At 41.9% G+C, this 21,121-nt stretch carries 22 protein-coding genes; 21 read left to right on the top strand and 1 reads right to left on the bottom strand.

Annotation, left to right across the window (positions count from 1 at the left end; translation table 11 throughout):
- Positions 1–9: 9 nt before the first annotated feature.
- Together MHB63_09400 and MHB63_09405 are read left to right on the top strand one after the other, a co-directional pair.
- A complete protein-coding gene (locus MHB63_09400) occupies positions 10–702 on the top strand; it encodes a response regulator transcription factor (protein MEK3806741.1) in 693 nt (230 codons plus the stop codon).
- Positions 680–2,896: a HAMP domain-containing sensor histidine kinase gene (locus MHB63_09405; protein MEK3806742.1), complete on the top strand. Its 2,217-nt coding sequence runs from the start codon at positions 680–682 to the stop codon at positions 2,894–2,896. The genes MHB63_09400 and MHB63_09405 overlap by 23 nt, the downstream gene beginning before the upstream one ends.
- Before the next feature lie 188 nt (positions 2,897–3,084).
- On the opposite strand, the gene MHB63_09410 is transcribed toward MHB63_09405, so the two are convergent.
- On the bottom strand, positions 3,085–4,551 hold the full coding sequence (locus MHB63_09410) for an alpha-amylase (protein MEK3806743.1): 1,467 nt from the start codon (positions 4,549–4,551) through the stop codon (positions 3,085–3,087).
- 206 nt (positions 4,552–4,757) lie between these two features.
- On the opposite strand from MHB63_09410, the gene MHB63_09415 reads away from it, so the two are divergent.
- The 19 genes from MHB63_09415 to essB all read left to right on the top strand — a co-directional run bounded on the left by MHB63_09415 (position 4,758) and on the right by essB (position 21,099).
- Positions 4,758–6,293, top strand: a complete 1,536-nt coding sequence (locus MHB63_09415) for an AbgT family transporter (GenBank protein MEK3806744.1) — start codon at positions 4,758–4,760, stop codon at positions 6,291–6,293.
- An 18-nt stretch (positions 6,294–6,311) separates the two neighbouring features.
- Positions 6,312–7,595, top strand: a complete 1,284-nt coding sequence (locus MHB63_09420) for a Zn-dependent hydrolase (GenBank protein MEK3806745.1) — start codon at positions 6,312–6,314, stop codon at positions 7,593–7,595.
- Between the two features lie 11 nt (positions 7,596–7,606).
- A complete protein-coding gene (locus MHB63_09425) occupies positions 7,607–8,767 on the top strand; it encodes a TerD family protein (protein ID MEK3806746.1) in 1,161 nt (386 codons plus the stop codon).
- Between the two features lie 138 nt (positions 8,768–8,905).
- Positions 8,906–9,508, top strand: coding sequence for a hypothetical protein (locus MHB63_09430; GenBank protein MEK3806747.1), 603 nt, complete (start codon positions 8,906–8,908; stop codon positions 9,506–9,508).
- A 36-nt stretch (positions 9,509–9,544) separates the two neighbouring features.
- On the top strand, positions 9,545–10,174 hold the full coding sequence (locus tag MHB63_09435; GenBank protein MEK3806748.1) for a hypothetical protein: 630 nt from the start codon (positions 9,545–9,547) through the stop codon (positions 10,172–10,174).
- 43 nt (positions 10,175–10,217) lie between these two features.
- Positions 10,218–10,883, top strand: coding sequence for a hypothetical protein (locus tag MHB63_09440; GenBank protein ID MEK3806749.1), 666 nt, complete (start codon positions 10,218–10,220; stop codon positions 10,881–10,883).
- 30 nt (positions 10,884–10,913) lie between these two features.
- Entirely contained in the window at positions 10,914–11,336 is a 423-nt protein-coding gene (locus tag MHB63_09445) for a hypothetical protein (GenBank protein MEK3806750.1), read from the top strand.
- A 266-nt stretch (positions 11,337–11,602) separates the two neighbouring features.
- Positions 11,603–12,247, top strand: coding sequence for a hypothetical protein (locus MHB63_09450; GenBank protein ID MEK3806751.1), 645 nt, complete (start codon positions 11,603–11,605; stop codon positions 12,245–12,247).
- A gap of 69 nt (positions 12,248–12,316) precedes the next feature.
- Positions 12,317–12,937: a hypothetical protein gene (locus tag MHB63_09455; protein MEK3806752.1), complete on the top strand. Its 621-nt coding sequence runs from the start codon at positions 12,317–12,319 to the stop codon at positions 12,935–12,937.
- Positions 12,938–12,977: 40 nt separating this feature from the next.
- Positions 12,978–13,622, top strand: coding sequence for a hypothetical protein (locus MHB63_09460; protein ID MEK3806753.1), 645 nt, complete (start codon positions 12,978–12,980; stop codon positions 13,620–13,622).
- Between the two features lie 78 nt (positions 13,623–13,700).
- Complete coding sequence (locus MHB63_09465) at positions 13,701–14,345, top strand: hypothetical protein (GenBank protein ID MEK3806754.1); 645 nt, start codon at positions 13,701–13,703, stop codon at positions 14,343–14,345.
- 42 nt (positions 14,346–14,387) lie between these two features.
- A complete protein-coding gene (locus MHB63_09470) occupies positions 14,388–15,032 on the top strand; it encodes a hypothetical protein (GenBank protein MEK3806755.1) in 645 nt (214 codons plus the stop codon).
- 71 nt (positions 15,033–15,103) lie between these two features.
- Positions 15,104–15,754: a hypothetical protein gene (locus MHB63_09475; protein MEK3806756.1), complete on the top strand. Its 651-nt coding sequence runs from the start codon at positions 15,104–15,106 to the stop codon at positions 15,752–15,754.
- Positions 15,755–15,867: 113 nt separating this feature from the next.
- The gene (locus MHB63_09480; protein MEK3806757.1) at positions 15,868–16,539 is read left to right on the top strand and encodes a hypothetical protein; all 672 of its coding nucleotides are present in this window, start codon (positions 15,868–15,870) and stop codon (positions 16,537–16,539) included.
- 15 nt (positions 16,540–16,554) lie between these two features.
- Positions 16,555–18,498: a DUF6792 domain-containing protein gene (locus MHB63_09485; protein ID MEK3806758.1), complete on the top strand. Its 1,944-nt coding sequence runs from the start codon at positions 16,555–16,557 to the stop codon at positions 18,496–18,498.
- Positions 18,499–18,513: 15 nt separating this feature from the next.
- Positions 18,514–18,840, top strand: a complete 327-nt coding sequence (locus MHB63_09490; protein ID MEK3806759.1) for a hypothetical protein — start codon at positions 18,514–18,516, stop codon at positions 18,838–18,840.
- Positions 18,841–19,124: 284 nt separating this feature from the next.
- Positions 19,125–19,418 carry a WXG100 family type VII secretion target gene (locus tag MHB63_09495; GenBank protein MEK3806760.1) on the top strand — a complete coding sequence of 98 codons (294 nt, stop codon included), beginning with the start codon at positions 19,125–19,127 and terminating at the stop codon, positions 19,416–19,418.
- A 92-nt stretch (positions 19,419–19,510) separates the two neighbouring features.
- A complete protein-coding gene (locus MHB63_09500; GenBank protein ID MEK3806761.1) occupies positions 19,511–19,750 on the top strand; it encodes an EsaB/YukD family protein in 240 nt (79 codons plus the stop codon).
- A gap of 14 nt (positions 19,751–19,764) precedes the next feature.
- On the top strand, positions 19,765–21,099 hold the full coding sequence (gene essB / locus MHB63_09505) for a type VII secretion protein EssB (GenBank protein ID MEK3806762.1): 1,335 nt from the start codon (positions 19,765–19,767) through the stop codon (positions 21,097–21,099).
- The last annotated feature ends 22 nt before the right edge of the window (positions 21,100–21,121 follow it).

Here is a 21,121-nt window from a genome sequence, read left to right on the forward strand (position 1 = left end):
TGAGAAAAAATGACAAATTACAACGTACTGGTCGTAGATGATGAAAAAGAAATCCGCGATGCGATAGAAATCTATCTAAAGAATGAAAACATAACCGTCATCAAAGCGAAAGACGGCGTCGAAGCCCTTGAAAAACTGAACGAGCACCAGATTCATCTTATCTTGCTGGACATCATGATGCCCCGGCTTGACGGCATTTCCACAACTTTTAAAATCCGCGAGAAAAAGAACATACCGATCATCATTTTAAGTGCAAAAAGCGAAGATACCGATAAAATTCTCGGCCTGCAGGTCGGAGCGGATGATTATGTGACAAAGCCGTTCAACCCGATGGAGCTGATTGCCAGAGTCAAATCCCAGCTGCGCCGCTTTGTGACACTCGGCACGTATGAAGGTGCACAGAAAACCGTTGATTTGAACGGACTGATCCTTGATCAATCAGCTAAAGAAGTCACTGTAAACGGCGAGAACGTCAAGCTGACCCGCATTGAATACAGCATTGTCGAGCTGCTGATGCTGAATGCGGGACGTGTGTTCTCCATTAATGAAATATACGAACGTGTGTGGAATGAGCCGGGCTACAACGCCGAAAAAACGGTTGCTGTCCATATCCGGAAAATCAGGGAGAAAATTGAGATTGATCCTAAAAATCCTAGATATTTAAAGGTGGTATGGGGAATTGGGTACAAAATGGAAAAATAGTATGGCATTCATTCTGGTAATGATGGTGCTGACCTACGGAATCAGCGGTGTGTTTTCCGCTATAGGAAACGGAGACAGATATTTATTCAAGAACTATTTTCAATCTGTTGAATATCAGGAACGGGTAAACTACTTTGCGAATCTTTTAAGTTTATATGAACTGAACGGCCTGACAAAAGAAGAAGCAAAAAAGAACGTCACCGTTTCTGCGGAAGAAATCGATGAACACCGCTACAGATACGGAAGTTTAAGCGAGCAGATGATGAATATTGAAGGACAGTATGATGCGGATATTTCAGCCGCCAAGGAAAACGGCAACACCGAGGTGGAAAAAGTCCTGACGGAAGAAAAGAATAAAAAGATTGCGGACATCACCATGAATTTCAAAGATGATGAGCATGTCAGGGAAAAGATTCTGGCGGAAAAACAGAAAGAAATTGACCGGTTTTTTGAAGAAATCTATAAAGATCCTAAACCGGAATTTGAAGCAATTAAAAACGAATTTTTCTATTATTTAAAAAGTATAGATTCAGAAGAGATTTACACGAACCTGCCATTATCCGCCAAGGATGATCCAAAAGCATTCTTAACTAAAAAAGACATGTATCATGTTGAGAACTATTCGGGAGCAAGAGGATATATTTATTCGACTGATGGTTTCAACTATTTCGGCAGCGGAGAAGTCATGAATTCATTTGACGGCCTGCAGGAGAAGAAATTCACCGGCCAGATCGCCCTGCCTAAAAACGCACCGTCAGACAGTGTAACCATGATTGAACTTCGTGATTTTCAAAAATCACAGACAATCTACTATGCACACTCTATAAGCGGAGTGCTGGCACTGATGATCAGTGTCCTCCTTTTAAAGAGACGCCGTCTGTTTGATCCGATTCTGAAAAGCGTCTGGTCTGACAGGTATAACCGCTTGCCGCTGGATGTCAGATTTGTGCTTGCCGGAATTGCGCTTATCGGGAGCTTAATTTCCCTGTTTGGAGTAATCGACTACTATCCGTTCCGCTATGGATACGAATGGCTCTATTCCTTTATCTTTCTGGTTTTAGGAGCATGCTTCATCTCTGCTCTGATCATTCAATCCTTCCTGCTTGTTCACCAAATTAAAAACGAAGGAAATCTGAAAAAAGAATGGAAAACGACTCTTCTTTACAGAATTTCAAAAGCGGTTGCAGATGCTTTTCTTATTCAAAAGGTCGGTATTCAGCTTGTCATTCTGCTCGGAATTGTATTTGGGTTTGGAATCGGCGTCGTTGCCGTTCTTTTTGAGCCTGCCTTTGTGCTCATTTACGTTCCTGCTTTCATCCTGCTCGGCATTCCGGCTGTGCTGTTTATGTTTAAGCGAATCGGCTATTTTAATCAGATTGTCGCAAACTCGAATGAGATTATGCTCGGAAATCTGGAAACAGACCTGCCTGTAAAAGGGAAGTCAGCACTAGCAGCACTTGCGTCAAATATGAATGCTTTAAAGCACGGCGTGAAAACGTCGCAGCAGAAGCAGGTGAAAAGCGAGCGTCTGAAAACGGAACTGATTACAAATGTCAGCCATGATCTCAGAACACCGCTCACTTCGATTATCAGCTATACAGATCTCCTGAAAAATCCGGATCTCACCGATGATGAAAGAGCTTCCTATGTAGAAATCATTGACCGCAAGTCCCAGCGCCTGAAGATTTTGATTGAAGACTTATTTGAAGCTTCAAAGATGGCAAGCGGCAGCATCGAGCTTATCAAACAGAAGGTGGACGTCTCTCAGCTTTTGCAGCAGGCGCTTGCCGAGTACAACGAAGCGATCGGTGATTCAGGTCTGCATTTTCGGGTAACGTATCCGGATGAGCCGGTTTATGCGGTAGTCGATGGGCAGAAAATGTGGAGAGTGTTTGAAAATCTGATTGGCAACATCCTGAAATATTCTCTTGAGAACACGCGCGTTTATATTTCGATGAAACAGTCAGGCAGCCAGACGGTCATCTCGTTTAAGAACGTTACGAAATACGAGCTGAGCGAGAATACGGATGAGCTTTTTGAAAGGTTTAAGCGCGGGGATTCATCACGTCATACAGAAGGATCGGGTCTTGGCCTGACGATCGCCAAATCCATTGTTGATTTGCATGGAGGCCAGCTTGAGATTGATGTTGATGGCGATCTTTTCAAGGTAACAATGATGTTGGACGCGGTTTAGCACGAAGATCTGCTCAGTTGGGCCGCAGAGATACATTTACTTGAAAAAATCCCCGTCTGACTTGAAAAAGAACCAGTATTACATGAAAAACAAGGCATATTACTTGCCGTGCATACAGATTTACTTGAAATTTTCTAAATAACTTCCAAAAAACAGCCGGTCTCAAGTGAGACCGGCTGTTTTCATATTTATTCTACATCTTCTTCCGGGCGTGCCCAGACGGATACACTCTGTCCATTTACAGGGAAAACCGCAAAGCCGTCGTCCTCAATGGCAATGTGCTCTTCGCGCGTGCCGGTCATGTCCACCCATACCTCGCCGGCGTGGTGTTCACCGACGCACATGCGTTTTTCGCCGTCATCTCCGTTTGAAATGACGACCGCACAGCCGGAACGCTCAAATTCATCTACACCGCGTCTGACCCAGCCGATGGTGTTCGGATGATCGAAGTAATCCTCCTGCTCGCCGTAGGCTCTTGTCTGCCTTACGTAAAGGAGCGGATCAATCGCTTCCCGTTTGCCGTCTATAGGGTTATCGCCGTCTATTCCGTAGTAATCACCGTAAAATACGCACGGGTAACCGTGCTCACGCAGCAGAATCAGCGCGTAGGCACTCTGTTTGAACCAGTCCTCCACCCATGACTCGAGTGCTTCATCCGGCTGTGAATCATGATTATCAACAAATGTGACCGCATGCTCCGGGTGTGATCCTACAAGCGTATCCTCAAAGATTGTTGAAAGGTCAAAATCCTTCCCTGACTTTGAAGCTTCATGCAGCTTGTAATGAAGAGACACATCAAAAAGACTCATATTGTAATTGATTTTATCAAGGAAATCCTGGCATGCTTTTAAGTCTGATTTCCAGAACTCCCCGACAAAAAAGAAGTCATCGCCGCGGTCTTCATACAATTCCTCTGCGAACCGGTGAACAAATTCATGGTTGATGTGCTTAATTGCATCGAGTCTGTAGCCGTTGCAGTTCAGTGTATCCGCCAGCCACTTGCCCCAAGAGATCATCTCATCCTGTACGGCCTGATTGTCATAATCAAGGTTTGCAAACATCAGATAGTCATAGTTTCCAAACTCGCTGTCGACATTTTCATTCCAGTCTTTGTTGTCGCCGACGATTTTGAATACACCGATTTTATCATTCTTTGCATCATAATCTGTCCCGTTGAAGTGCTCGAAGTTCCACTCGAAATCAGAATATTTTCCTTTTCTTCCAGGGAAGGTGAATTTCGTCCAGCCTTCAATATTTTTAGGCTTAGACAGTTCCTCGGTCCGGTTTTCCCGGTCCACTTCAATGGCTTTAAACAGCTCGGTCTCATCAGCACCGGCTTTGTGGTTCATGACGAGGTCTACATATACATTAATGCCGACATTATGGCACGCTTCAATGGCGGCGATCAGTTCTTTTTTCAGGCCGTATTTTGTACGGACGCTGCCCTTTTGATTAAACTCGCCGAGGTCATACAGATCATAGACGCCGTATCCGACATCATCCCCGGACTGCCCCTTTGTTACAGGCGGAATCCATACCGAGTCAATGCCCCTATCCTTCAGCTCAGGCGCAAGCTCTTTCAGTCTGTTCCAATGCGTTCCGGTCGGTCTGACATGCCATTCAAAAAACTGCATCATCGTGTGATTCTGTTCCATCCCAAATTCCCCTTTTCTTGTGTTGTATCTGTTATCCTACTTTCTACCCTATATTTTTGAAAATGAAGCAGAATTTTTCAAAAAGAATATGCTCCGTTGGGGGAGCTGCGATTAAGCGCTTCCGTAAATGCTTTTCAAGGTTGCGTATGCAAAAGAAAACTTTATAATAAGAAATATTAAAATTTTCAGTATTCAGGAGGATGTCTATGGAACCAGCTACATCATCAGTAGAAAACAGAAAGAACCGCGGCATCTTTAACCGGATGCTGGACGGAGTGGAAAAAGCAGGGAACAAGCTTCCCGATCCGGTCACCTTGTTTATTTTGTTTGCGGTGATTGTCATTCTCGCCTCACATCTTGCAGCTGTACTGGGTGTAAAGGCAGTGAATCCTGCCACGAAGGAAACGGTTGAGGCTGTCAGTCTTCTTACCAAGGAAGGCTTCCAGAAAATCATGACGAATATGGTGAAAAATTTCGCGGAATTCCCGCCGCTTGGTCTTGTGCTCGTGACCATGATCGGGGTTGGGCTTGCAGAAGGTGTCGGACTGATTTCAGCTCTTCTCCGAAAGCTCGTTCTCGGAGCGCCAAAGGGGATTATTACGTTTTCAATCGTATTTGCAGGTCTTCTTGCCAATATGGCAGGGGATGCAGGATTTATCGTGCTGCCTCCGATCGCTGCGCTAGTGTTCATGAGTGTCGGCAGGCATCCGATTGCAGGTATGGTCGTTGCTTATGCTTCTGTTGCAGGAGGATTCAGTGCGAACCTGATTGTGAATATGCTTGATGCCCTTCTTGCCGGCTTCACACAGTCAGCAGCGGAGATTGTTGACCCGGACTTCCAGACCAATCCTGCGATGAACTGGTATTTCCTTGCAGGGTCATGTTTATTCTTCGTTCCGCTTGCCATCTGGGTGACTGAAAAAATCGTAGAACCGCGTCTTCCCGAATACAAAGGACCGCGTATGCCGATGGACAAGCTGTCGCCTGAGGAAGCGAAAGGGCTCCGCTATGCGGGTGCTGCGACACTTATTTTCCTGCTTCTTGTTGCCGTCACCATCGTTCCTGAAAACGGCTGGCTGAGAGGAGAAAACGGTGCGGTCATTATATCACCGTTTATGAATTCCCTTGTTCCGATCATCATGGGTCTCTTCCTGTTCCCGGCTCTTGCCTATGGAATAGCCACGAAATCCATCCAGTCGGATAAGGACATTGCACAGGAAATCGCCAAATCGCTCGGCACAATGGGCATGTACATGGCGATTGCCTTTTTCGCGGCCCAGTTTATTGCCTATTTCAACTGGAGCAACCTCGGAATCATCATGGCCATATCGGGAGCTGATGTTCTTAAAGGCCTCGGACTTACCGGACTGCCGCTGCTGATTGGATTTATTCTCTTTTGCGGAACGCTGAACCTGTTTATCGCGAGTGCTTCAGCTAAATGGGCAATCGTCGGACCTGTCTTTGTTCCGATGTTCATGCTTCTTGGATATGACCCCGCCTTTACACAAGTGGCCTACCGGATCGGGGACAGCATCACAAACCCGATCACGCCGATGTTTGCCTACTTTGCCATCCTTCTTGCAGGTGCCAAAAAGTTTGATAAAAACATGGGTCTCGGTTCCCTTATTTCCGTGATGCTTCCGTACACGATCTTTTTTGGTATTGCATGGATCCTTTTCTTTATTGCCTGGTACTACCTTGGAATTCCGCTCGGGCCGGGTGCTGATATCTTTTTAAACTAATCAATAGGAGCTGAGCGCATGTTTTCAAAAGAACGATTGCTGAAGGAACTGGATCAGACCCCTTCTTATGAAGGAATAGATCCCCTGGAGCTTGCAGAAAAACTGTCAGCCCTTTTTGATATAGGAAAAACACCAGAGGGAGGAATCACAAGATTTCCTTATACAGATGAAGAAAACAAAGCAAAGGCGCTGTTTCAGTCCTGGATGGAGGAAGCTGGTCTTGAGGTGAAGGAGGATGCTGTGGGCAACCTGTTCGGCATCCTTCGCGGAACGTCGCCTGAGCTTCCCGTTGTGATGACAGGCTCCCACCTCGACAGCGTGCCGAACGGAGGGGCGTTTGACGGTCCGCTTGGCTGCCTGAGCAGTCTGCTCGCCATGAAGGCCATTGCAAAAAACGGCAAACTTAAGCGTTCCATTGAACTCGCGGTTTTTGTGGACGAAGAAGGAGCCAGATTTAAAAACGGCATTTTCGGAAGCCGGGCGATGATGGGAGAAGCAGGCACCGAAGATTTCAAAGCATTTCACGATGAACAGGGAAACTCGTTATATGACGAAATGATCCGAAACGGCCATCAGCCTGAAAGGATAGCAGAGCACGTCAGAAATCCTAAACAAATCTATGCCTTCCTCGAGCTTCACATCGAGCAGGGAAAGCGGCTTGAATCAGAAGGGAAGGACATCGGCGTTGTCAGCGGCATTGCCGGTCCTTCCTGGACATCCTTCACATTTATCGGCGAAACGGACCACGCAGGGAACACGCCGATGGAGTTCCGGAAAGATACAGTAGCCGCAGCAGCCGAATTCATTTTGGCTGTTGAAAAAACCCCTCGCAGATTCAGCGAAACGGCTGTTGCGACAGTCGGCAAACTGAACGTTTTTCCAAACGGCACAAACGTGATTTCCGGCCGGACAGAAGCAGTGGCAGATGTAAGGGATATCGACCGTGAGGCCCGGGATGCTGTGATACAATCAATGAAGAAAGCCTCACAGACCATTGCAGAATCCCGCGGTTTGACAGTTGAAATCAAAGACGGAATTTCCATTGCGCCGGTCATTGTCCCGGATGACATTCAGAACATCATCCGGCAGGCGGCAGAAAAAAGCGGCCTTTCAACGCTCTCACTGCCGAGCGGGGCAGGGCATGATGCGATGACACTTGGAAAGTATGTCCCGTCCGGTATGATTTTCGTGCCGAGCCAAAACGGAAAAAGCCACTCTCCCGAAGAGTGGACCTCTTTGCCGGACTGTATCAAAGGGGTGCAGACAATAAAAGAATCCCTTCTGCAGCTTGCAGACAAATAGGAGGAGAAAACGTGCTGGTACAAAGGGGACAAAAAGCGGATGTCACGAAAGGAAAACAGATTGACCGTCTGACGGTCAGGCTGGGCTTTCGATCAGCAAGTCCGGATATGGAAATTGACGGAGCGGCTTTTCTGCTGGGAGAAAACGGAACATGCGGACAAGATGAGGATTTTATTTTTTACGGACAGCATCTCAGCAGAAACGGAGCAGTGGAGCACTCTGCAGGAAGCGGAGGGAGTCAGGAAGAAGTGAAGATCTCCCTCTCCTCTCTCCCAGGTGATGTCCGGAAAATCGCGTTTACACTGACCATTCACGAAGGGGCTGAACGCGGCCATCATTTCAGGGATGTGAGCGGTATCTATCTTCAGGTTGCAGACGCCTCCGGTGCCGAGCTTATCCGGTTTGAATGCGGAGAAGAGCTTTCGCATGAAACGGCGATTGTGGCAGGCGAGCTTTATGCCCATAACGGAGAGTGGAAATTCAGCGCCATCGGCAGCGGCTTTCACAATGGCCTTGAAGGATTGTGCGCAAACTTCGGCATTGAGGTAAAAGACGAGCCGCAGGGAGAAGCAGCAGCCGCCATAGAGGAACCGCCGGTTAAAGAGCCCGAACCCGTCCAGCCCCTTAAAATTAGCCTTGAAAAAAAGCAGACCGTTTCCATCAAAAAATCAGCAAGAGTTACAACGGTCCTAAAATGGGACAGCAAAAAAGACCTCGACCTCTACTGCTTTTACGTCCTGAAAAACGGTGAGTCCGGAAAAGTCTACTATAAGGAACTCGGCAAAGCGAACCAGGCACCTTTCATCACACTTGACGGCGATTCGAAAATAGCAGGCAGTGAAACAATCATCATTCATAAACCTGAAGAGCTGCGCTACGCCCTTTTTGCCGCCTACAGCGCTATCTCAAACGGATTCGGCAGCTTCAAATCCATGAAAGCGCGGGCGGTCGTAGACAACCACCAGGGCCAGGTCGTCACAGCCCCTCTCTTTCACAAAAACTGGTTCTCCTACTGGGTCGCCATTGCCCACTTGGATTTCACCGATCCTGCCAGTATGAGCGTCAGCCATGTTGAAACCTATTCAAAAGGCGGATCCGAACGGTCCCCCATGCTTTATCCGGACGGCACCTTTAAAATGGACGAAGGCCCAATCGAATTCAAACGAAACTAAAGAAGAAAGTCCCATCCCGCATTTTAGGAACAATGCGGGATTTTCTCATTTCTGGAAAAAAGAGATAATAAAGGAGTTTCATCACACATGGTACTGGGGAATTGGTATGTGTAAATTGTAAAATTTCGGGAGATTATCATGCGATACTTTTATTGTTTAATGATTATTTTGATTGCTGCAGGCTGCTCAGAGGAAAAACTGCCTGATACGGAAGCTTTTAAGGGTGAGTTTACGCGGGGGTTCATAGCTTCTTCTGAAGAAACAACAGACGGGTACTACACATTTGAGTCAAAAACGAATGGGTATACAATGCTGTTTCCTGTAAATGCAAAGGTTTCTGAAAGTGATTTCGAATCTCATGAAGATAAATACGAGACATTAAGTCTAGGAGAGAAAATAAAAAATCAGGAGACCTCTTATTATGTAAAAGTAACGTATGAAAAGGCACCGAACATAAGTGACATCGATGTACATCTGGAACAGCTGGCCATTACCTCCGGCTACAAAGGAAACTTTAAAAGAGAAGAATTCAATAATAATATTGTCTATTCTGCCAGAGAAAATAACGAACAAAAAGGCCTCTTTTATTATGTAGCCGTAATAAAAGCGAAAGAAACAGACCAATTAATTCGCTTAACGTTTGACAGCAGCTGCTCAAACGGAGAAACAGAGTGTAACGTAAATCCTAATGAATTAAATCAGAGGCTGAAGATCATTGTGCATTCCATTCAGTTCAAATGAAATGTAAAGTCCAACCGGCTTCTGGCAGGAGAAACTATGATAAAAAAGTTTATAAAACTGAACCTTGCCATCATGCTGATTGTGACAGCCGGCTGCGGGACAGATTCAGACAAAACTGAAAAACAAAAATCCATTCCTGAAACAGAAGCATTCAAAAATGAATTTACACGAGAATTCATGAAGTCAACTGAAGAAACAGTAGATGGATTTTACACCTTTGAGTCAAAAACCAAGGGGTATACAATGCTGTTTCCAGTAAATGCGATAATCTCGACTATGGATTATGAACAGATTAAAACTTCATATGAGGCTCTAAGCTATAGTGAGGACGTAGATGAAGAGAACATTTCATACTTTATGACAGTAAATTTTGAAGACAGTTCAGATACAGATGATATTCAAATAATCCTCTCAGATGTATCTGGTTATGAAGGAGAGTACAACGAATATACAAGAGCTAAAAAGACAATATACTTTGGAGAAAAACGAAATGAAGAGGATGGTTATTATTCATATATAGCCTATATAAAATCTGATGCATCTAATAAAGCAGTAAGTCTTACTTACAACAGTAATTGTTTAGACGGCGGAAATTCCTGTGAATTACCCGGTCCAGGAGAAAGAGAAAAAATAAAAAAAATTTTAGAGTCAGTAGAGTTTAAATGACATGCAGATCCGCTCACTATTTTTTGACAGGAGCCTTATTGTGATGAGAAAAACAACAATGCTGTTCATCATTCCTTTATTTGTTTTTGCAGGCGGATGCGGAATCAGTAGTGGTTCAGAAAGTGAAAAAACGAATCCAGAGTCGATCCCTGAAACAGAGGCATTTAAGGACGACTTTACACGTGACTTTATCAAGTCTCCTGATGAGGCAGAAGAAGGGTACTACACGTTTGTGTCAAAGACAAAAGGATACACAATGCTGTTTCCTGTAGATGCAACGATCTCATCTGCAGCCCATGATTATCAAGATGATTATTTTGAAACATTTAATTTTGGTGAAAGTGTTGATGAGGAAAATCTATCAAGATATTTCACGGTTACATATGAAGATAAACCCTCCACCAGAGATATTGAATTTAACCTTGAATTACTGACTGAGCACACTGGATACGAGTCGGAATTCAAAGAAATCAGAGCTGGGGACAACGTTATTTATTATGGTAAGGGCAACGAAGAACTCACCCATAATGAAACAAACAAGAAGGTGAAGTTCTACGGTTATTTAGCCTATATTCACTCGCAAAAGGATCAAGAAGGACTGCACTTCTTTTATCAGACGACATGCAGAAAAGCAGATAAACCATGCGAGATTAATGAACAAGTTGAAGAGGAAAGAGCACTGCTGATGATGAAGTCGATTCAGTTCTAGTTTAAAAACACCTCGACAGGAGTAATTGTTTTGAGAATTAACATTCAGCTTCTATTGATTTGCATGCTTGCATTTACAGGCGGCTGCGGAATGAGGATAGAAAATGGTAACGGAAATGTAAATCGGGCTTCTATGCCTGAGACAGAAGCTTTTCAAGATGAGTTCACTAGAGAATTCATGAAATCAACGGAGGAAACAGAAGAAGGATACTATACGTTCGAGTCAAAGACGAAGGGATATAGAATCTTGTTTCCCCGAGATGCTATTGTATCAATAGGTAACTATTCGGCAGAGCAAGATAAATTGGAGAGTTTATCTTTTGGGGAAAAATTAGTGGATGAGAAAATTTCTTATTATATTAAGTTGAACTACGAAGATAATGAACTCACAGATGAAATTGATACGAAATTAAAGTTGCTCTCCAGCGGTACTGATTATGAAGGGGAATATTAGAAAATAGAAAAGGGAGATAAAGTCATCTACCTTTCAGATGATGGTCCTAAAAATAAAGATTATTATTACCTTTTGGCTTATGTAAAATCCACTGCTTCTAATAAAGCTATTCGCTTTACCTATATGAGTAACTGTAATGTTGAAGAAAAAAGCTGTGAGCTAATGACTGATAAAACAGAAGAACTTATTAATAAGATTCTTGATTCTATTGAGTTTATTGAGTAAGTGATCATATAGAACCTTTTATCATGACAGGAGCAAACATTTTGAAGAGAATCTTACAGTTTTACATCCTTATTTTCCTAGCTGTAACAGGCGGCTGCGGAATGAATAGCGAACAGGGAAACGAAAAAGTAGATCAGGAATCTTTACCTGAAACTAGAGCGTTCAAAGATGAGTTTACCAGAGGGTTTATGAAGTCAACGGAGGAAACAGAAGATGGATTTTACACCTTTGAGTCAAAAACCAAGGGGTATACGATGCTGTTCCCGGTCAACGCAAAGATCTCTACTATGGATTATGAGCAGATTAAAATTTCATTTGAGGCTCTAAGCTATAGTGAAAAGATAGATAAAGAAAACATTTCATACTTTATGACGGCAAATTTTGAAGACAGTTCAGATACAGATGATATTCAAATAAACCTGGAGATTCTTTCAGATGTATCAGGTTATGAAGGGGTCTATAAAGAATACACAAGCGGTGAAAAGACAATATACTTTGGAGAAAAACGAAATGAAGAAGATGGTTATTATTCACATGTAGCCTATATAACATCTGATGAATCTAATAAAGCAGTAAGTCTTAATTACCACAGCAGGTGTATAAATAAAGGGACTTCCTGCGAATTACCCGGTCCAGGAGAAAAAGAAAAAATAAAAAGAATTGCAGAATCAGTAGAGTTTGAATGATATGCAGATCCATTACTGACAGGAGCCGTTATTTTGATTAGAGCCATATTCCTATGCCTGATTCTGCTGGTGATTACAGGCGGATGTCAATCAGGAGAAGACCGCAAAAGCGTTGAAACAGCACAAAAAGCCCAGGAAGAAAGCGATGCAATAAGGGATGAGTTTACCAGTAGTTTTATTGATCCTGATACTAAACCACAAAAAGGATTCTATTTATTTAAATCAAAAACGGATGGTTTTACAATGAATTTTCCCGAAAACGCTACTTTAAACCAAGTGTTTTATGAAATAGATGGAAACCATTTTGAAAATATGCTCTTCGGTGCTAACGACAAAAATGAAAATACGACGTTTTCAATGATTTTGACCTACGAGAATCAGCCCGTTACAGCTGAAATAGAAGCAAATTTATCTTTGATTTCAGACAGTGTGAATTACAGCGGCGTATACCTTAAAGAAGAACTCCCTGATAAGATCATTTATTACGCTGAAAAAACCAGCAAGTCCAAAAATGGTGAGACAACGTTCTACGAAATCTTCGGATATGCAAAATCGGCTGACAGTGATCAGGCTGTAAGCTTCACAAACGCTGTCAGCTGTTTGAAAACAGAAATGACATGCAGGGTTGATGTAACTAAAGAAAAAATGAATACCTTAGACTTAATGGAATCAATTGCTTTCATTAATTAATGTGAGGCAACCTGATTCTACTGACAGGGGCCATATCATAATGGAAAAAAGAATTATGCTGTTCTTCATTCTTTTATTTCTTTTTGCAGGCGGCTGCGGAATGAGTAAAGAAAAGAATAAAGGGAAAGCAAATCAAGAATCTATGCCTGAGACAGAAGCTTTTAAAGATGAGTTCACTAGAGAATTTATCAAATCAACGGAGGAAACAGAAGAAGGATACTATACGTTCGAGTCAAAGACGAAGGGATATACAATCTTGTTTCCCCGAAATGCAACTGTATCGACAGGTGATTATGAGGCTGTGAAAGATCAATTTGAGAGTTTATCTTTCGGTGAAAAACAAATTGACGAAAAAATTTCATATTTTATTAAGTTGAGCTACGAAGATAACAGCAGTACAAGGGATATTGATACGAAATTAGAACTGCTCTCCAACGGTGTGGAGTATAAAGGGGAATATAAGAAAGCAGTACAGGGGGATTATATGATTTATTCGTCGGATGCCGGTCCTAAAAATCCGGAGTATTATTACTATTTGGCTTATATCAAATCCGCTGCATCTGATCAAGCTGTTCGATTCACTTATTTTAGTAATTGCATTGTTGGAGAGAAAAGCTGTGAGCTGATAACTGAAAAAGAAAAAAATCGGATCAATAAGATACTTAATTCAATGGAATTTAAATAGTGATTTTTCTGCTTATAAATTTGCTCATACATTTAATGATACACATTGTATTTCATCTCCTGAGAGGAGCCTCGCAAAGTGAAAAGGGTAATACTGCTGTTAGGGATTGTGCTTGGAATTACAAGCGGATGCGGGTCAAGTGCCGGTCCGGGTATTGAAAAAACGAACCAAGAATCTATACCGGATACTGAAGCTTTTCAAGATGAGTTTACTAGAGAATTTATGAAATCAGCGGAGGAAACAGAAGAAGGATACTATACGTTCGAGTCAAAGACAAAGGGCTATACAATCTTGTTTCCCAAAAATGCTACAGTATCAGTAGGTGACTATTCGGCAGAGCAAGATAAACTTGAAAGCTTATCCTTCGGAGAAGAACTATTGAGTGAGAAAATCTCATACTTTATTAAGTTAGACTACGAAGATAATGAAATCACAGATGAAATTGGTACGAAATTAAAGTTGCTTTCCAGCGGTACTGATTATGAAGGGGAATATAAGAAAATAGAAAAGGGAGATAAGGTCATCTACCTTTCAGATGATGGTCCTAAAAATAAAGATTATTATTACCTTTTGGCTTATGTAAAATCCACTGCTTCTAATAAAGCTATTCGCTTCTCCTATGTAAGCAACTGCAATGTTGAAGAAAAAAACTGTGAGCTGATAACGGAAAAAACAGAAGAACGGATTAATCAGATACTTTATTCTATCGGGTTTGTTGAGTAAGCGTTCATATAGAACTTATTTATCATGACAGGAGCCGACATTTTGAAGAGAATCTTACAGGTGTACATCCTTATTTCATTAGCTTTTACAGGCGGCTGCGGAATGAATAGCGAACAGGGAAACGGAAGCGTAAATCAGGAATCTTTACCTGAAACTCGAGCGTTCAAAGATGAATTTACCAGAGAGTTTATAAAATCAACGAAAGAACCAGAAGAAGGATACTATACGTTTGAGTCAAAGACTAAGGGATATACGATGCTTTTCCCTGAAAACGGGAAAATATCTATGGGAGACTACGAACAGATTGACACCGATTATGAGGCACTCAGTTTTGCGGAAAAAATAGATCAAGAGAACGTAACGTATTTTATCACAATCAATTTTGAAGAAACTTCTCATGCTAAAAACACTTCGATGTTTACTAAGCAATTGTCAGCTGCAACAGGTTACAGCGGTGAGTATACACCTTATAAACTTGACGATAAGACCATCTATTACGGGGAATATGATGATCGTGAAAGCGGGCTTTATTTTTATAATGCTTATATCGTTTCCAATAAATCAGATAAGGGCATACGCTTTGTTTTTTCTGGCCGATGTATTGATGAACCAAAATCGTGTGAACCATCACCTTCTGTAATAAAAGATAGAATAAAAAGAGTAACGGAATCTATTGAGTTTATATAAATTTGAAAGACGGCAGCAGAAAAAATTAAAGCCTGCGGTTCTGCTATCAATAATTAACAGGAGACATGCTATTGAAACAAATCACACTGTTATATCTCAGTATCTTATTAGCTTTTACAGGCGGCTGCGGGTTAAGTTCCGGTTTGGAAAGTGAAAAAATGAATCAAGAATCGATCCCTGATACAGAAGCATTTAAAGATGAATTCACTCGGGGATTTATGAAATCAAATAAAGAAACAGAAGAAGGTTTTTATACATTTGAGTCAAGGACAGAAGCGTACTCCATGCTTTTTCCCGTTAATGCAATCGTCTCAGATATAGAGTACGATGTTGACGGAGATTCATTTGAATCATTTTCAATTGGCGAAGACAAGGAGGAAGAGAATTATTCCTACTACATAAAAGTCATTTTCGAAGATAAAAAGACGACAAATAATATTTCCTCAAAGTTACATGTGTTATCTGATATGGCGGGGTATACAGGTGAGTACAGGGAAAAATCTGGTGAAGAATATAATGTTTATTATGCAGCAAAAGAAGAGATGAGTTATGGAAAAATAGCTGTTACTTACTTAGCTTATATAGAGGATACAGGGACAGATAAAGCAATATCGCTCAATTTCAACGGAGGCTGTACAGATAAGGAAAAGCCCTGCGGTCTCGATTCAAAAAATATAAATGAAAGCTTTGAGAAAATCGTTGAATCACTTATCTTTAAGTAAAGGATGAAACATTTAGACAGAATTAAACGTCAGGTAAATGAACAAGACGCTTAATGCCATACCAAGCACCTTCACACTATATTAAATATCATCTCCGGAGGGAGCCAAACACAATGAAAAAAATAATACTGCTGAGTTTAACAATCATGCTTGCATTTACAGGAGGCTGCGGAATGACTAAAGAAAAGGATAACGGTAAAGTAGATCAACAATCTATGCCTGAGACAGAAGCTTTTCAAGATGAATTTACTAGAGAATTTATGAAATCAACGGAAGAAACAGAAGAGGGATATTATACATTTGAGTCAAAGACTAAGGGGTATACGATGTTGTTTCCTGTAAACGCAAAGATTGCATCAACCGCATATGATTCTCAAGATGATTTTTTTGAAACATATAATTTTGGTGAAAGTGTTGATGACAAAAATCTATCAAGATATATCACTGTCACATACGAAGATAAACCTTCTACTAAAGATATTAAATTTAATCTTGAATTATTATCAGAGCATACTGGATACGATACAGATTTTAGAGAAATTAAAGCTGGTGACAACATCATTTTCTATAGTAAGGGCAAAAAAGAACTTACCCATAAAGAAACGAACAAGAAAGTTAAATTCTATAGTTACTTTGCCTATGTTCAATCTCAAAAAAGCGAAAAAGGAATACAATTTTTTTATCAGACGACTTGTAAGAAAGCGACTGATTCATGCGAAATTATCGACAAGGATGAAGAAGAGAAAGCCCTATTAATGATGAAATCAATAAACTTTATAAAGTAGTATTGAGGTGAGGGAATGCAAAATGAAGAAGTTCTAAACAGTGATATACTCCGCGCAAGGTTAGCACAATTAGAATATGGCGGTAGCAATACATTTAATATAGATGAAGTAAGGAAAATAATCATTGAAGAAACTGGAGCTGCGCCTCCTCAAAATATTCGAATATTTTATTCAGATAACATGGAGGAGTTTGATGATTTAAAAAAGGAAGGTAAAGATTCAGGATTCGACGGTACAGCAATACATTTTTATGATGCTGAAAAAGGTATTAATCAAACTTATATTATTACTAGAGGTAGCGAAAACGCCGAGAAATTAAAAAAAGAAGAAAGCGGCAGCCCTTTAGATTGGATTTATAATTCCTTGGGTATCTATGCTGGTAAAGAAACGAACCAATATAGAGATGCAAAGTTATTCTCTAACATAATAAATGAAGAAGTGAAAAAGTTTGAATCAAACCAGAATCAAATTGTTGTTGAAAATAAAATATACGGTATTGGGCATTCTTTGGGAGGAAATTTAATACAAATGCTCGGTATTCTAACAGGATCTTATGAAAGGGTCTATGCAATAAATGATGCTCCTCCCAGTGCGTATCAGTTAGCTGCTATTGATGTTCCCTTTAAAGATAAATTGTTTTTAAACTTCAATTTAAATCCAAACTCTTTCGACCAAATCTACACCATCCCCCCAAAAGACCTGAAAGCCTTCGCCGAAACTTACTACAAAGAACAAGGCAAGAACATCCACCACCTCACGAATGAGGAGGATATGCTCTTTGCTGCTTCTGAGCTGCGCGGATTTTTGGATTTGGGAAGCCGGACGATGCTGGATTCGAATCCTCATTTTGAGAGTATTAGAGAGCGGATTGCGAATCTCTCGGATGAGGATTTGTATGAGATGCAGAAGTTTCTTGTGAAGTACGCCCCTGCGTACAAGGCAGGCGGCTACGACGGACTGATTAAGGCGATGACGGGAATTGATCTTGTCTTGGTGCAGGATTTGAAGAGTGAGTGGGAGGGCTTCAACATCACGGATAATCCTGTTGATACGCTGGATTCTGCCTGGGAGACGGTGAAGAAGTTTGATGAGATGGCTGTGAGTTTAAGGGATTTCATTGAACAGCTGCCTGTGCTTGCTGAAAACATACCGATTATCCTCAGCATTTTCACGGATTTAACGAGTGAAGAAATATCGATTATTGAGGGTGAGCTCGCAGGCATGGAGAATGATGTGATTGAAATCCGTTCGATGATAACAGATCTGATGAGCATGAGCACGATGGAGGAGCTGCTTACTCTTAATCCCTTTACCTTCTATGAAAATATCAAGGATATGACTGAACGGTTTGAAGCAATCTATTCAAAGATCAATGGGTTAATGGACAGGTTCGACAAGATCTTTGCTGCCATTGACAGAGCGAAGCTTGATTTCGGGGCAGCTGTCGAGGGCCACAGCCTGCAGCAGGTGTCAAACGCGCTTGCGAAAAAAGGAAGGCGCTATGAAGGCGGAAATCTTATTCTTTATAAGACGGGTGCAGACGGAAAGAAAATTGAAGTGAACCTTTCCTCTTCAGTACGGATTTATCAGAGGGGGATGGACAGCTATGAAGCCCGGGAAGAATCACTTAAGCGATATCAGGCTGCCTATGATGCAGCATTCCTTGATGATTTTGACATGAGAAAAAGGCATCTGCTGAATCAGATTCAGGATATGGAGACAAACCCCCGCGCTTTCAGGAGTATGTTTAACCTCGAGGATGCCGAGATCAGCAGCATTCAGGTGCATGAGCACATCCCGCCTCTCCCCTCTGCATTTGCTGACCGTATGGAGGAAGCTGTACATCATTTTCAGTATCAGTTTGATAAAGGAAGAAGGCTTGTGACTTCCATTAAAACCTCGATTGAAAAAATGTTTAATGAAGAAAAGGACATTGCCGCCATTTTTGAGCTGAGATAGAAAGGGGTTATTTAGATGAACCAAATCTATAAAAGGCACCGGTTTGAATCGATTTCGGAACATCCCGGCAAAGCAGACCATGTCAATGCCCAGCTGAACCAAATCGCTTCTGAAGATGCAGCTCTGACCTCCTATATTACAAATGAACTGGCAGGCAGCTCCGCCCTGTTCATTGATGAAGTGTTTAAAGAGCTGAGTCAGCTTCAGCGGGAGAATGAACATGCTGTCAATCAGTATACCTACATGAATCACATGCTTTCGAACCAATACACTTCTTTAATAGAAGAAATCCGCACCCAGAGCGTGACGATCCGCTATGATAAAAAAGAACCAGTAAGCTAGTCTAATACGTTATTCCACTAAATAAGACATTAAGGATCAGAAAATAAAAAGGACTTACCAACTACAAACTGGAATTTTTATTAAAATTTTTCCTTAAAATAGGTTTATTATCCATTTAATAGTGGGTATTTATAAATAGAATTTACTAGTAGTGAGATTTTTTTCCTCTCTTACATATTAGTAGATAGTTTGTACCATTTTACTAGTATCACCCAAGTAACAATTGACCTTCATGGTCTTTGTTTATACAATTAATGTAAATTCATGTAAAAGGAGAGATAATGATGTCAGGTATTATTCGCGTAACACCAGCAGAACTTGTCGATATGTCAAAACGCTACAGCAATGAAGGTGGAGAACTTGGTCTAATGATCGGCCGTCTTGACAGCATGATCGGTCAGCTTCAGGCTATGTGGGAAGGGGAAGCGAGCAACGCTTTCAGAGACCAGTACGAGGAGCTTAAGCCTTCTTTCGTGCAAATGCAGAATCTTGTAGAAGATATCTCAAGACAATTGGACAAAACAGCACACGCTCTTCAAGAAGCGGATGCAAACATTGCTGGCCAAATCCGCGGCTAATAGCATCTGAAAGACAATTTAGTGAAGTGCTAAAAAGGAGCGCCGATTCTATTTTAGATGAAGGCGCTTCTTCATTTTTGAGGTGAAAAGGCATGTATATAGAAGTGACGATAGATTTGAAGCATTATACAGGAGAAACATTTGATCTGAGGCTGTCGAACTATCACTCTGTGAAAAAAGCAGTGGATATTGTGTGGCAGGCAAAATGCATTTCTGACCCACCTCGAGAAGGGTACTGGGTGCGCGTTCCCAATAAGCAAATTGTCCTATCAGGCAACCATAAGCTTGTAGAATGCGGAATTACAACAGGAGACCGATTTGAAATCCTATGAAGGAGTCATTCTCAATGTCAGAAAAAAAACCGGCATATTTGGAGCAGCAGCTTGATGCTGTCATCGAAAAAGAGAAAGACGGCTATACATTCGTCTTTCAAACAGAAAAAGTAAAGCTTGATCATGTATCAGAGATTGAAATGATCAAAGAAATGGACCCGTCTATTAAGCGTGATGTAACACTGGCTGAAGATGAATTGAGGGTTCATGTTCAGCCGCCTAGAACTTATTTGGGTTTTTCCAGTTTAAATAAAAAAGATGAACGAAGCAAGTGGAATTTTTCCTATCAGCTGGTAAAAAAGGTAAAAAATCACTCGCTTTCACGCATACATCTTATTGTTTGTCCCGAGAATCTTCTTTTTGACCAGAGCTTTACCCCTTACTTTCTCCACTATGGCGTGATGGAGAGCATCCCCCCTTATGAACAGGACGGCGGCCAGCTGTTCCGGGAGGTAAAAGCCTGTGCGGCGGCTGCAGTGGATTCGAAATATTCGTTCGAGCAGTATTTGAAATTCAACGAGACGCTCGATGTTCCGCCTGTTCCGAAAGAGATTCTATCAGCAGATACATATGAACAGCTCCTTGAGCTTATTGAAAAAAACATGAAGGAAATAGATAGACGGAATGCAGCGCTTGTAACCATTCCCCAGAAAAAATGGAAGATGACGCGGTATGTTGCGCTGGGCTTTTTGATCCTGCTTGTACCGGCCCTTGCTTATACAGCTTATTCCCTTTTTTCCCTGAATCCTAAACAGGAAGCGTTTGTCGCGAGCAATGAACATTACTTGGGCAACAACTTCAGTGAGGTTGTCAGCACGCTCGAAGGCTACAGCATTGATGAGATGCCCCTTGTCGTAAAATATCAGCTTGCATCCTCCTACGTTGTGAACGAGTCACTTACAGAGGACCAGAAAGAAATGCTGAAAAACCGGGTGACGCTGCAGTCTGATCCGCAGTACCTTGAGTACTGGATTCATGTCGGCAGAGGTGAAGCGAAAGAAGCCCTTGACCTTGCGAGAAACCTTGAAGAACGAGATTTAATCATTTTCGGTCTGATCAAATATGAAGAGCAAATTAAAGCTGACAGTGAACTGGACAGCGAGGAAAAACAGCAGCAGCTTGAAAAAATCCGTGCTGAAATTGAGCAGTACGAAGAAGAGCAGGAAGCTCAAAAGAAAGAAGAAGAAGCAAGGCTTGAAGAAGAACAGCAGGCACAGGAACAGGTAGAGCAGCAGAAGGAAGAAGAAGAAAAGCAGGCTGCACAAGAGGCAAAAGCCAAAGAGGAAGCTGCAAAAGCGAAGGCACCTGCAGAAAAGCCTGCCGCTCCTGCAGGTTCAGGCTCTAACTGATCATAGGCAACAGGAGGTGAAA

The sequence above is a fragment of the Bacillus sp. FSL H8-0547 genome (assembly GCA_038002745.1).
Taxonomy (GTDB): domain Bacteria; phylum Bacillota; class Bacilli; order Bacillales; family Bacillaceae; genus Bacillus_P.